The sequence below is a fragment of the Paraburkholderia hiiakae genome, from assembly GCF_904848665.1.
GTDB lineage: Bacteria > Pseudomonadota > Gammaproteobacteria > Burkholderiales > Burkholderiaceae > Paraburkholderia > Paraburkholderia hiiakae.
Window position 1 is genome coordinate 36,095 of sequence record NZ_CAJHCQ010000035.1, and the last position, 13,094, is coordinate 49,188.

Below are 13,094 nucleotides of genomic sequence, written 5' to 3' on the forward strand. Positions count from 1 at the left end.
CCACTCCCGCCGTTCGCGCGACCCGACCGCCGCCGCGCGAGCGCGCGATCAAAGCACCTCGAAAAGCGCCGCCGCACCCTGGCCGCCGCCGATGCACATCGTCACCACGACATACCTCACGCCTCGGCGCTTGCCTTCGATCAGCGCATGCCCGGCGAGCCGCGCCCCCGAAACGCCGAACGGATGACCGACCGCAATCGCGCCGCCGTTCACGTTCAAGCGATCCATCGGAATGCCGAGCCGGTCCGCGCAGTAAAGCACCTGCACAGCGAACGCCTCGTTCAGCTCCCACAGGCCGATGTCCTCGACCTTGAGCCCCGCTTTGGCAAGCAGCTTCGGAATGGCGAACACGGGGCCGATGCCCATCTCGTCCGGCTCGCAGCCCGTCACGCTAAAACCGGCGAACCTGCCTAGCGGTTCGAGCCCCTTCGCGGCCGCGGCGCGCGCGCTCATTACGACCGCCGCCGACGCGCCGTCTGAGTACTGCGACGCGTTGCCCGCCGTAATCACGCCGCCGGGCAGCGCGGTACGGATCTTCGCGACGCCTTCGAGCGTCGTGTCGGCGCGAATGCCTTCGTCGGCAGCGAGCGTCACGTGCTTCGTCCCGATCTGGCCCGTGGCCGCGTCCGTCACGCCGGCGAGCACGGTGATCGGCACGATTTCCTTGTCGAAGCGCCCGGCCGCCTGCGCCGCCGCCGCGCGTTGCTGGCTGCGCGCACCGTACTCGTCCTGGCGCTCGCGCGAGATGTCATAACGGCGCGCGACGTTCTCGGCGGTCTGCAGCATGCTCCAGTAGATTTCGGGCTTGTGCTCGACGAGCCACGGGTCGCTGGCGAACTGCTGGTTCATCTGGCGCTGCGTCCACGAGATGCTTTCGACGCCGCCCGCCACGAAGATGTCGCCTTCCCCGGCGATCACGCGTTGCGCGGCCATGGCAATCGTCTGGAGTCCAGACGAACAAAAGCGATTGACGGTAGCGCCGGGCACGGTGACCGGGCAACCGGCGCGCAGCGCGATCTGCCGCGCGATATTGCCGCCCGTCGCGCCTTCGGGGTTGGCGCAGCCGATCAATACATCTTCGACTTCGCCGGGCTCGATGCCGGCGCGCGCGATGGCGTGCTCGACCACATGGCCGCCTAGTGTCGCGCCGTGGGTCATGTTGAACGCACCCTTCCAGCTCTTCGCGAGGCCGGTGCGCGCCGTGGAGACGATGACTGCTTCATTCATGATGTCATTCCTTCGATGTTTTGCGCGAATCGCGCGCTCAGTCGTTGAATCCGTTGCCTGCTTCGGCGAGGCGCGCGAGGCGTGGCGCGATTTCCCAGGCGTGCCCCTGGTAGCCCTGCGCGTAGCGGCGCATCGCACGCACGACGTTGTAGGGGCCCACATGGTCCGCATGGAGCATGGGGCCGCCACGAAAGCGCGGAAAGCCATAGCCGCTCAGATAGACCATGTCGATGTCCGAGGCCTTCGACGCAATGCCCTCGTCGAGTATCAACGCACCTTCGTTGACGAGCGCGAACACGAGCCGCTCGACGATCTCCTCGTCGGAGATCTTGCGGCGCGTGATGCCGAGATCTTTCGAGTGCTGCACGATCATTTCGTTGACCCACGGGCTCGGGTACGCCCTGCGGTCGCCCGGCTTGTAGTCGTACCAGCCCGCGCCCGCTTTCTGTCCGAGGCGGCCGTTCTCGCACAGCCGGTCGCCCGTCTTCGAGTAGTTGAATTCCGGCCGCTCGACGGCGCGGCGCTTGCGGATCGCCCAGGCGATGTCGTTGCCCGCCATGTCGATCATGCGAAATGGTCCCATCGCGAAGCCGAACTTCTCGATCGCGCGGTCCACCTGCTCGGGCAGCGCGCCTTCGTCGAGCAGGAAGCCCGCCTGGCGGCTGTACTGTTCGATCATGCGGTTGCCGATGAAGCCGTCACACACGCCTGAGACGACCGCCGTCTTGCCGATTCGCCTCGCGAGCTGCATGACGGTCGCGAGCACGTCCTTGCCGGTCTTCGCGCCACGCACCACTTCGAGCAGCTTCATGACGTTGGCAGGACTAAAAAAGTGCAGGCCGATCACGTCATCGGGGCGGCGTGTGAAGGCGGCGATGCGGTCGACGTCGAGCGTCGAGGTGTTCGAGGCCAGGATTGCGCCCGGCTTCATGACGTCATCAAGCGAGCGGAACACAAGTTCCTTCACGCTGAGATCTTCGAACACGGCTTCGATGACGAGATCGGAGCGCTTGATCTCGTGATACGAGAGCGTCGCCGAGAGCAACCGCATGCGGCGCTCGAACTCGTCGTGCGCAAGCTTGCCTTTCTTCACGCTGCCTTCGTAGTTGCGACGGATCGCGGCGATGCCGCGCGCGAGCGCTTCGCCGTTCGTTTCCAGCAGCGTGACGGGAATGCCCGCGTTGAGAAAATTCATGGCGATGCCGCCGCCCATCGTGCCCGCGCCAATGACCGCGACGCGCTCGATCTTGCGTGTCGGCGTGTCAGCGGGCACGTCGGGAATCCGGCTCGCCGCGCGCTCGCCGAGGAACGCATGGCGCAGCGCGCGCGCCTCGGGCGTGGCGAGCAGATGAACGAAGTGCTCGCGCTCTTCGGCGAGCCCCTGGTCGAACGGCTTGAGCGAAGCGGCAACCGCCTCGACGCAGCGCAACGGCGCGGGGAACGGGCCCGGCTGCGCGGCCACGGTCTGGCGCGCGACGCCGAGATAACCCTCGGCGTTTTCGTGGCGCACTTTCAGGTCGCGCAGGCGCGGGTGCGGGCACGGCGCCGCGGCGACAACCTTGGCGAAGCGGATTGCGGCGGCGAGCACATCTTCCGCGACGATTTCGTCGAAGAGCCGCGTGCCCGCGAACTGTCCGGCACGCTGCGTTGCGCCACTCAGGATCAGGTTGAGCGCCGGTTCGAGACCGATCGCGCGCGGCAGGCGCTGCGTGCCGCCCGCGCCGGGCAGCAGGCCCAGATTGACCTCGGGGAGTGCGATCTGGGCCGTCGAAGCCGCAACCCGATAGTGGCAGCCGAGCGCGAGCTCGAAACCGCCGCCCATGGCACTCGCGTGGATCGCCGCGACCACGGGCTTGACCGACGCCTCGATGGTGGCGATCACCGTTGCGAGGCTCGGTTCCTGCAAGGCCTTGGGCGTACCGAACTCGCGAATGTCCGCGCCGCCCGAAAACGTGTTGCCCGCGCCGGCGATCACGATGGCCTTGACGCCATCGTCGGCAAGGGCGCGCGTCATGCCTTCCACGATGCCGGTACGCGTCGCGAGGCCGAGGCCGTTTACGGGGGGATGGTCGAGCGTGATGACGGCTACGCCGTCATGAGCCTGGTACTGCGCCGTCATGCTGGTTTCCTTTGAGTCTTGAAGCCGCTACCGAAGTCGCTGCCACCGGCGCTTGCGCGAGGAAGCGCACGCGCAAACGGCCGCCTCCGCGAAAGCAGGACGCGCGTGCGGCGCCGGCCCGTTTCGAGGGTGAATGGCGCACATCATCGCCGCTCGCTCGCGCCGCCATCCCCTGTCCTTATAGGGGGCCGCCGGCCCTCGTCTCGCATACCCCAAGCACGTTAACCCGCCCCCTCCTTTTTACAGGGGAGGGAGGGGGTGGGGTGCTGGCAACGTATGCCATGGATCGCACGCACGCGCCGCAGGGGAGGCTTGCGTTCACAGAAGAGCTGGCGACGAAGACCACGACAAAAAAGGAGACGAACAGATGTATCGCAAGAGTCGCAAAGACGGCAGCGCCATGACGCTGCCGCGCCTCACGGTGCTGGCAAGCCTGATCGCGGCCATGACGCCGCTGCACGCCTACGCGTTCAAGATCGACACAGGCTCGTCCGACTGGGACGTGAGTTGGGACAACACGTTCAGCTACAACCTCGGCATGCGTACCCAGGGCGTCGATCCGATGATCGGCAACAACCCGAACTTTGACGAGGGCGACTACAAGTTCAGCCATGCGGGCGACATCGTGACGAACCGCGTGTCGATCCTCTCCGAGTTCACGGCGGCGTACCAGGGCTATGTGGGCCTGCGCCTGTCCGGCTCGGCGTGGAAAGACTTCGCTTATGGCAGCGGCGACGTGGCGAATCCCGGCACCTACGCGCCGGGCATCACCTATCAGTCGATCCGCGCTTATCCCAACGGCGTCTACGGTTCCTTTACGAACCGCTACTACGTGCAGGGCGCGCAGTTGCTCGACGGCTTCGCGTTTTATAACTCGGAGGTCGCCGGCCACTCGATCTACTTCAAGGTCGGGCAGTTCACCGAGTACTGGGGCAACTCGCTGCTTTCGCCGACACAGGGCATTTCATACGCGCAGGGCGCGACGGACGGCATCAAGGCCTACAACACGCCGGGCACGCAGACGAAGGAGCTGCTGCTGCCGAGACCGCAGGTCAGCCTGACGGCGCAGGTCACGCCGGAAGTGTCGTTGTCGGGCCAGTATGCGTTTGGCTGGACGTACAACCGTCTGCCGACCGGCGGCACGTATATCGAGGCCGCCGACTTTATCGCCCAGGGGCCGGGCAATCTGTTCGTCACGTCGCTGCCGGGCGCGGTGCGGCCGCTGTTCGGTCTGCCGCCGAGCAGCGCCCCATTCTCGTATCAGGTGCCGCAAAGCCCCTCGATCACGCCGCCGCAAGTCGATAACAACTTCGGCATCAAGCTCGGCTGGACGCCGCAATTCATGAACGGCGCAATGGGCTTCTACTTCCGGCGTCTCGACGAAACCCAGCCGTGGGTGCTCGCCAACTGGAAGGCCGTGCCCGCGCTGAAGACGTCGCTGCCGACGGACTATCACCTCGCCTATAACCGCGGCGCACAACTGATCGGCTATAGCCTCGACACGACGCTCGGCAGCGTGGCTGTGGGCTTCGAAGCTTCGTACCGTCACAACACGGCGCTCAATACGGCGCTCAGTCCCGCCATTGCCAACCAGACCGAAGGCGCAAAGGGTAACGTCCTCAATCTCGTGACGAACGCCATCGTGCCGCTCTCGCGCTCGCCGCTGTGGGACACGGGCACGCTCACGGCGGAAATCGGCTACACGCACCTGCTGTCCGTCACACAGAACGCCCAGCTCTATAACGGCGTTGGCTACGCGGGCTGCCCGAGCAACAACAAGTGGAACGGCTGTTCGACGAAGGACTATGTGGGCATGGGCCTGGTGTTCCAGCCGCAATGGCTGCAGGTGTTCCCGGGCGTCGACTTGAGCCTGCCGACTTCGTTGACGGGCGGCATCTGGGGCACCAATCCGATCAACCCGGGACCCGCGGCCGGCGCGCAGGGCTTCTTCACGTATTCCATCGGTGTGCAGGCGCTCATTCGCCAGCGCGCGACGCTCACGCTTTCGTACATCGGCTACCACGCTCACGTGAACGCGACGTCGTTGACGCCGAGCGGTCTGTCCTACGACAGCGCCGGCAACGGTCTCTACGACCTCAACGACCGGCCTTGGGTCTCGCTGACCCTCCAGTCGTCGTTCTAAAGCATTCCTAATAGACAGGAGAACAAACGCATGAAAATTCTGCTTCGTCTGGCCGCAGCGAGCCTCGTGACGCTGCACGCCGCCGGCGCGTGGGCCGCGGTTTCCGCGGAAGAGGCCAAACAGCTCGGCACGACGCTCACCGCATTCGGCGCCGAAAAGGCGGCCAGCGCCGACGGCGCCATCCCCGAGTACACCGGCGGCCTCACCACGCCACCCGCCGACTACGTGCCGAACAGCGGCAAGTGGCCTGATCCGTTTAAAGGCGAAAAGCCGCTTTTCAGCGTAACGGCTGCGAACATGGGCCAATACGCGGACCAGCTCACGCCCGGCGTGCAGGCGCTGCTCAAGCGCTTCCCCGACTATCGCGTGGACGTCTATCCGACGCATCGTTCGGTGTTCTATCCGCAGTGGGTGCTCGACAACACGGTGAAGAACGCGACGAGCGCGCATCTCACGGGCAAGGTCGATGGCGACGGCGTGGCGGGGGCGTTCGGCGGTATTCCGTTCCCGATTCCGAAGAACGGCTATGAAGTGATGTGGAATGCGCTGCTCAACTATCAGCGCACGGAGTACTCGGCTTCGAACGTGGGCGCGTATCTCGTCGATACCACCGGCGGCCGCACGGCGCTGCCCGTGCTGAACTTCGTCGAATATCGCCCGTATTACGACCCGAAGAACGCGGGCGGCAAGTCCGACTGGCCGTACGACCGCTTGTGGGCGCAACTATTGACCCCGCCGACCTCGGCTGGCCAGAGCGTGCTCGTCGACTATTCGATCGACTACTCGAAGGAGGACCAGGTGACGTGGGCGTACTTCCCGGCGCAGCGCCGCTCGCGCATGGCGCCCGACTACAAGTACGACACACCCGCGGCGAGCTATGGCGGCGTGACGTTCTGGGACGAGGCTTCGATTTTCCGCGGACGCATGGACCGATTCGACTTCAAGCTGATCGGCAAGAAAGAGATCATCGTGCCGTACAACAACTATCGGCTCTCGCAACTGCCCGTGGACGACGTGTTCGGCCCGAAGCATGTGAAGCCCGAAGCGGTGCGCTGGGAGCGTCATCGCGTGTGGGTGGTCGAGGCGACGTTGAAGGCTGACGCGCGCCACGCGTACTCGAAGCGCACGTTCTACGTCGACGAGGACAGCTGGAACTTCGTGGAGACCGACGGCTACGGCCACGACGGCAAGCTCTGGCGCGTGGGCCTCGATTACCACTTCCCGCTCTATGACGGCGGCGGCGTGTACGCGGTGACGCTCGGTTTCTACGACCTCGAGAAGGGCAACTACTTCCTCTCCTATACGACCGGCGAGAACGGCGCGCCGCTTCTGCGTGTGTCCGACAAACTCGACAAGGGCAACCTGTTCACGCCCGTGGGCATGGCGGGCACGGGCTTGCGCTGAAGGCGCGCTGCCGGTGTGATGCGTGGCCCGAGGCGTCCCGGCATTGCGCGGATTGCGGCGCGGTGCCGGGGCGGGGCGAGCAATGGACGTTCGAGGAAGAAGATGCTTCACATGACTCATTCAGGCGCCGCGCGTGTGGGACTGCTGCTGGCGGCGCTCGTTGCCGCAGGCTTGACGGTGCACACGGCGGCGGGGCAGGAGGCGCCCGCGACTGCGGCGGCCGTGGCGCAGAAGGACGCTTTCGTCGATCCGCTCGACGCGCCCGCCATCATGCACGCGAGCGTTGCCGGGCGTCCCGTGATGGCGCTCTCGCGCGCGGGCACGCGGCTCGTGGCGGTCGGCATGCGGGGGTTGATCGCCGTATCGGATGACGACGGCAAGCACTGGGCGCAGGTGGCGGCGCCGGTGCGCAGTGACCTCGTCGCGCTCAGTTTTCCGACTGCCGCGGATGGTTGGGCCGTTGGGCACGACGGTGTCGTGCTGCATACGGCGGATGGCGGCAAGACGTGGAGCCGCCAGCTCGACGGACGCATGGCGGCGATCTCGCTCACGGACTACTACAAGCAAAAGATCGCTCACGGCGAGACCGCATTGCAGCCGTACCTCGATCAGTTGCTGCTCAACTACAAGGCAGGGCCTTCGCTGCCGCTTCTGAGTGTCTGGTTCGGCGACGCGCAACATGGCATCGCTGTCGGGCCGTTCGGCACCGCGATCGCCACCGACGACGGCGGCAAGACCTGGCGGCCGATGCTCGAACGCATCGACAATCCGCAGTTCCTGCATCTGAACGCGGTGCGCGGTGTGGCGGGCGGCGTGTACATCGCGGGTGAGAAGGGCACGGTCTTTCGCCTGGACGAGGCGAGCGGCAAGTTCGCCCCGGTCCAGACGGGCTATGCAGGCAGCTTCTTCGGCATTGCCGGCAATGCGCGCGCGCTCTATGCCTACGGACTGCGGGGCACGATCTACCGCAGCACGGACCGGGGCCTCACGTGGGCGCCGCTGAAAAGCCCGCTGCACGGTGCGGTGACGAGCGCCGCGTTCATCGCATCGCGAGCGGCCATCGTGTTCGTCACGTCGAGCGGCGAGGCCGCCCGCTACGACGAATCCGCCGGCACGTTCCAATCCTTGAACGCAGGCCGGACAGCCGCGCTCACGGGCGTACTGGCGCTCGACGGCGAGGCGCTTGCGCTCACGTCGCTGGAAGGCGCGAGTGTCGTGTCCGCACGCTAACGAACGCAGACCCCGCAAAGAGAACCTCGCTATGAATCCCCATTCCGAACGTGGCGACGCCACGCCTGTCGTGAGCACGCGCGCCGATTTTCCGGCGAACTCCGGGTCGCGGCTCGAGCGCCTCATCTTCAATAATCGCCTGTGGATCGTGGCCGTCTGTCTCGTGCTGACGGCGCTGCTCGGCTACCAGGCCACGAAGTCCCATGTGAGCGCGAGCTACGAGCGGATGATGCCGCAGTCGAGCCCCTTCATCCGCAACTACCTCGACAACATCGACTCGCTGCGCTCGCTCGGCAACTCGGTGCGCGTGGTCGTCGAGAACCGCAACGGCAGCATCTACGATCCGCAGTATCTGAAGGTGCTTCGCGAGGTCAACGACAGGATCTACCTGCTGCCCGGCGTGGATCGCGCCTTCGTCAAATCGCTGTGGATGCCAGTGGTGCGCTGGACCGAGGTGACGGAGGCGGGCTTTCAGGGCGGTCCGGTCATGCCCGACGACTACGACGGCTCGGCCGCGAGCCTCGCGAAGCTGCGCCAGAACGTGGCGCGCGCGGGCATTACGGGTTCGCTCGTGGGCGACGACCTGCGCTCGAGCACGATCTTCGTGCCGCTGCTCGACCGCTATGCCGATACCGGCCAGCCGTTCGACGCGCGCGCGCTGCATGACTCGCTCGAGCAGATCCGTCACGACTTCGCCCACGACGGCATCGACATTCACGTGATCGGCTTCGCCGAGCTGGTTGGCGACCTGATTCATGGACTCATGGAGGTCGCGGTCTATTTCGCCGCCGCGGCGGCGATCGCGATGGCCGTGATCTACGGCTATACGCGCTGCGCTCGCAGCACGGCGCTCGTGATCGGCTGCTCGCTGGTAGCCGTCGTCTGGCAACTCGGCATCGTGCGGCTTCTCGGCGTCGATCTCGACCCGTATTCGATACTCGTGCCGTTCCTGATCTTCGCGATCGGCGTCTCGCACGGCGCGCAGAAGATGAACGGCATCATGCAGGACATCGGGCGCGGCACGCACCGCTACGTTGCCGCGCGGTACACGTTCCGCCGGCTCTTTCTCGCGGGATTGACGGCGTTGCTCGCGGACGCAGTCGGCTTCGCGGTGCTGATGCTGATCGACATCCCCGTGATTCGCGGGCTGGCGGTCGCGGCGAGCGTCGGCGTGGCTGTGCTGATCTTCACGAACCTCGTGTTCCTGCCGGTCATGCTGTCGTACACGGGAGTGAGCGCGGCGGCGGCCGCGCGCAGCCTGCACGCGGCCGCGGGGCGGCATCTGCTCGCCACGCTGCTCGTGCCGTTCACGCGGCGCGCGCCGGCGTGCGTTGCCGTACTCGTTGCCGGCGCGCTGATGGCGGGCGGCCTGCTGGTGGGCGAGCATCTGAAGATCGGCGATCTCGATCCGGGTGCGCCCGAGTTGCGCGCCAACTCGCGCTATAACCTCGACAACGCTTATGTCACGAGCCACTACCGGCTTTCGACCGACCAGTTCGCCGTGATCGTGAAGACGCCGCCGGGTGGCGTGAACGACTACCGCACGCTGATGGAGATGGACAACCTCGAGCAGATCCTGCGCGACGTGAGCGGCGTGCAGACCACGATGTCGATCAGCGGCGTGAGCCGCCGCAACACGGCGGCCGGTTTCGAAGGCGACCCGCGCTGGATGACGATCAGCCGCGACCCGTTCGTCTCCACCGATGCGGTCAACAACGCCTATGTCGCGAATCCCGAGCTGGTGAACGGCGCGCGCTCGGTCGCGCCCGTGATTGCGTTCCTCGCCGACCACAAGGCCAAGACGCTCGAACAGGTGGTGAACGCCGTGGAAGGCTTCGCCGCGCAGCACGATACCGCGAAGCTGCAGTTCCTGCCCGCGGCGGGCAGTGCGGGCATCGAGGCGGCCACGAATATCGCGGTCGAAAAGGCCAATCGCACGATGCTGCTGCTCGTCTACGCGGCCGTGATCGCCCTCTGTTTCGTGACGTTCAGGAACTGGCGGGCCGTGGTCGTGGCAGTCGTGCCGCTCGCGCTCACGTCGATTCTGTGCGAGGCGCTGATGGTCGCGCTCGGCATTGGCGTAAAGGTCGCGACGCTGCCCGTCACGGCGCTCGGCGTGGGCATCGGCGTGGACTACGCGCTGTACCTCGTAAGCGTGCAACTCGCGCTGCAACGCCGCGGCGCGACGCTCGAAGCCGCGTATCGCGAGGCGCTTGGATTCACCGGCAAGGTGATCGCGCTGATCGGCGTGACGCTCGCCGCGGCCGTCGTCACGTGGGCGTGGTCGCCGATCAAGTTCCAGGCCGACATGGGCATCCTGCTGACGTTCATGTTCGTCTGGAACATGGTGGGCGCGCTGATTCTCATCCCCGCGCTTTCGCACTTCCTTCTCAATCGCGCGAGCGCGAAGCGCACGACCTGCGCCCACGCACTGGCGAAGTGATGCGCGCCGCGCGTGGCGCGGCTACCCCTCCTGCGCGGGCTCCCGCCCCAAAAAGCACGGCCCGCGCGCAGCCCGCAGCCCCCCAAAATGGGCGGGGGGCAATCTCCCTCGATTCCCCTATTCTGGAACCGTGCCGCTCCCGTTGCGGCAAATGAGTTCCGCCGCGCTCGCGCAGCACGTGAGCGGTGATGCGTATCCGAATGCGACGCTGTGCGATATCGGTTGCCGCATTGCGCCAGGCGCTCGACAAGATCAAGCGGTAAAGGAGAAAGAGGTGAAGGTTCTGGTGGCAGTCAAGCGCGTCGTGGACGCGAATGTGAAGGTCGGCGTGAAATCCGATGGCACGGGCGTCGATATCGCCAACGTGAAAATGTCGATGAATCCGTTCGACGAAATCGCTGTTGAGGAAGCGGTGCGGTTGAAGGAGGCCGGCGTGGCCACCGAGGTGATCGCCGTTTCGTGCGGTGTTTCGCAGGCCCAGGAAACGTTACGCACCGCGCTGGCCATCGGCGCGGATCGTGCGGTGCTCGTGGAGTCTGCGATTGAATTGCAGCCGTTGGCTGTCGCGAAGCTCCTGAAGGCGCTGGTCGACAAGGAACAGGCGCAGCTCGTGATCCTCGGCAAGCAGGCCATCGACGACGATTCGAACCAGACCGGCCAGATGCTCGCCGCGCTGGCTGGATTGCCGCAAGCCACGTATGCCTCGAAGGTTGTGGTCGCGGACGGCAGAGCCACCGTATCGCGTGAAGTGGATGGCGGCGCGGAAACGCTGTCTTTGAAGCTCCCCGCCGTGGTGACGACCGATCTGCGCCTGAACGAGCCGCGCTACGTCACGCTGCCGAACATCATGAAGGCGAAGAAGAAGCCGCTCGAAACGCTCAAGCCGGAAGACCTGGGCGTTGACGTCACGCCGCGCCTGAAGACGCTGAAGGTTGTCGAGCCGCCCAAGCGTAGCGCAGGCGTGAAGGTGCCGGACGTGAAGACGCTGGTCGAGAAGCTGAAGACGGAAGCCAAGGTGCTGTAAGGAGAGCAGACGAAAATGACGAATCTGGTCAATCTGGTAATAGCTGAACACGACAATCACTCGATCAAGGCCGCGACGCTGAACACCGTCGCAGCGGCACAGAAAATTGGCGGCGACGTGCACGTGCTGGTCGCGGGCCACAATGCCCAGGCCGCAGCGGACGCAGCAGCGAAGATCGCAGGCGTGGCGAAGGTGCTGCTCGCCGATGCGCCGCAACTCGAGCAAGGTCTTGCAGAGAACGTCGAAGCGACGGTTATTGCGATCGCCAAGAACTACTCGCACATCCTCGCTCCGGCAACGGCTGCGGGCAAGAACGTCACGCCGCGTATCGCCGCGAAGCTCGACGTCGCGCAGATCAGCAACATCACCGCCGTGGACGCGCCGGACACGTTCGAGCGTCCGATCTACGCGGGCAATGCGATCGCGACGGTGCAGTCGGTCGATCCCGTCAAGGTCATCACGGTCCGCACGACCGCGTTTGACCCCGTTGCAGCCGAAGGCGGCAGCGCAGCGATCGAGAAGCTCGAAGCGGCAGCAGACAGTGGCCTGACGCAGTTCGTCGGCCGTGAAGTCACGAAGCTCGACCGTCCGGAACTCACGAGCGCGAAGATCATCGTCTCGGGTGGCCGGGGCCTGGGCAGTGGCGAGAACTACACGAAGGTTCTGGAACCGCTCGCCGACAAGCTCAACGCCGCGCTCGGCGCCTCGCGCGCAGCAGTGGATGCGGGCTACGTGCCGAACGACTACCAGGTCGGTCAGACCGGCAAGATCGTCGCGCCGCAACTGTATGTGGCAGTCGGCATCTCGGGCGCGATCCAGCATCTGGCCGGGATGAAGGACTCGAAGGTGATCGTCGCGATCAACAAGGACGAAGAAGCGCCGATTTTCAGCGTGGCCGATTATGGCCTCGTGGGCGACCTGTTCACGGTCGTGCCGGAACTCGCCGAAGTCGTTTGAGCGTCTGACGCTGCGCAGGCGATGCAAGTGCAAACGGGCAGGAAAACAGGCAGGAGAAGTTGATGGCTGCGCGGGAAAGATCGTTGCGCCACGTTGTGGAGTCGTGGCTCGGCACGCAGGAGGCCGGGCATATCCGCGTGACTCGCTTTAGTCATACGCGCAGGAAACTGTGGCGCTACGTGTGCGTCGAAGCGAGCCGCGAGCGCGGCAAGCTGTCCATCGTGTTCTTCCGTCACGACGACGGCTCATGGTGCGTTTTCCCGCCTGCGCCACGCAGTCCCGTGATGGGCGCGGCGATGGAGACCCATGCCTCGCTGCGACGACCGTTCGCGCTCGCCTGCGAGCCGTAAGCGGAGACCGCGCGCAGTGGATAACAAAATTGGAGACGTACGGCAGTGTGCATTTCGACAGTGACTGAGGACGACTTCGCGCCGCAACGCGAGTCGATGGAATACGACGTGGTGATCGTGGGTGGTGGCCCCGCCGGGCTGTCCGCCGCGATCCGCCTGAAGCAGCTGGCCGCGGAGAAAGGCGCTGAAATCGGCGT

General features: G+C 65.6%; 10 protein-coding genes. 8 read left to right on the top strand and 2 right to left on the bottom strand.

What is annotated here, in order from left to right:
* Positions 1–48: 48 nt before the first annotated feature.
* Both JMY28_RS37140 and JMY28_RS37145 read right to left on the bottom strand, forming a co-directional pair.
* Positions 49–1,227: an acetyl-CoA C-acyltransferase gene (locus JMY28_RS37140; RefSeq protein ID WP_201700862.1), complete on the bottom strand. Its 1,179-nt coding sequence runs from the start codon at positions 1,225–1,227 to the stop codon at positions 49–51.
* Between the two features lie 37 nt (positions 1,228–1,264).
* Positions 1,265–3,346 (bottom strand): 3-hydroxyacyl-CoA dehydrogenase NAD-binding domain-containing protein, encoded by a 2,082-nt coding sequence (locus JMY28_RS37145; protein WP_201700863.1) that lies wholly within the window; start codon positions 3,344–3,346, stop codon positions 1,265–1,267.
* Between the two features lie 367 nt (positions 3,347–3,713).
* Between JMY28_RS37145 and JMY28_RS37150 the strand changes: the two genes are divergently transcribed.
* The 8 genes from JMY28_RS37150 to JMY28_RS37185 all read left to right on the top strand — a co-directional run.
* Complete coding sequence (locus JMY28_RS37150; protein ID WP_201700864.1) at positions 3,714–5,489, top strand: DUF1302 domain-containing protein; 1,776 nt, start codon at positions 3,714–3,716, stop codon at positions 5,487–5,489.
* Between the two features lie 30 nt (positions 5,490–5,519).
* Positions 5,520–6,893 carry a DUF1329 domain-containing protein gene (locus JMY28_RS37155; RefSeq protein WP_201700865.1) on the top strand — a complete coding sequence of 458 codons (1,374 nt, stop codon included), beginning with the start codon at positions 5,520–5,522 and terminating at the stop codon, positions 6,891–6,893.
* A gap of 111 nt (positions 6,894–7,004) precedes the next feature.
* Positions 7,005–8,123 (top strand): WD40/YVTN/BNR-like repeat-containing protein, encoded by a 1,119-nt coding sequence (locus JMY28_RS37160; protein ID WP_201700866.1) that lies wholly within the window; start codon positions 7,005–7,007, stop codon positions 8,121–8,123.
* 31 nt (positions 8,124–8,154) lie between these two features.
* Positions 8,155–10,566: an efflux RND transporter permease subunit gene (locus JMY28_RS37165; RefSeq protein ID WP_201700867.1), complete on the top strand. Its 2,412-nt coding sequence runs from the start codon at positions 8,155–8,157 to the stop codon at positions 10,564–10,566.
* A 274-nt stretch (positions 10,567–10,840) separates the two neighbouring features.
* Positions 10,841–11,590 (top strand): electron transfer flavoprotein subunit beta/FixA family protein, encoded by a 750-nt coding sequence (locus JMY28_RS37170; protein ID WP_201700871.1) that lies wholly within the window; start codon positions 10,841–10,843, stop codon positions 11,588–11,590.
* Between the two features lie 24 nt (positions 11,591–11,614).
* On the top strand, positions 11,615–12,547 hold the full coding sequence (locus JMY28_RS37175; protein WP_201700872.1) for an electron transfer flavoprotein subunit alpha/FixB family protein: 933 nt from the start codon (positions 11,615–11,617) through the stop codon (positions 12,545–12,547).
* A 62-nt stretch (positions 12,548–12,609) separates the two neighbouring features.
* Positions 12,610–12,897 carry a hypothetical protein gene (locus tag JMY28_RS37180; protein WP_236597214.1) on the top strand — a complete coding sequence of 96 codons (288 nt, stop codon included), beginning with the start codon at positions 12,610–12,612 and terminating at the stop codon, positions 12,895–12,897.
* Between the two features lie 96 nt (positions 12,898–12,993).
* Positions 12,994–13,094, top strand: a 101-nt coding sequence (locus JMY28_RS37185) for an FAD-dependent oxidoreductase (RefSeq protein WP_201700868.1), incomplete at its 3' end; no start/stop codon positions are given.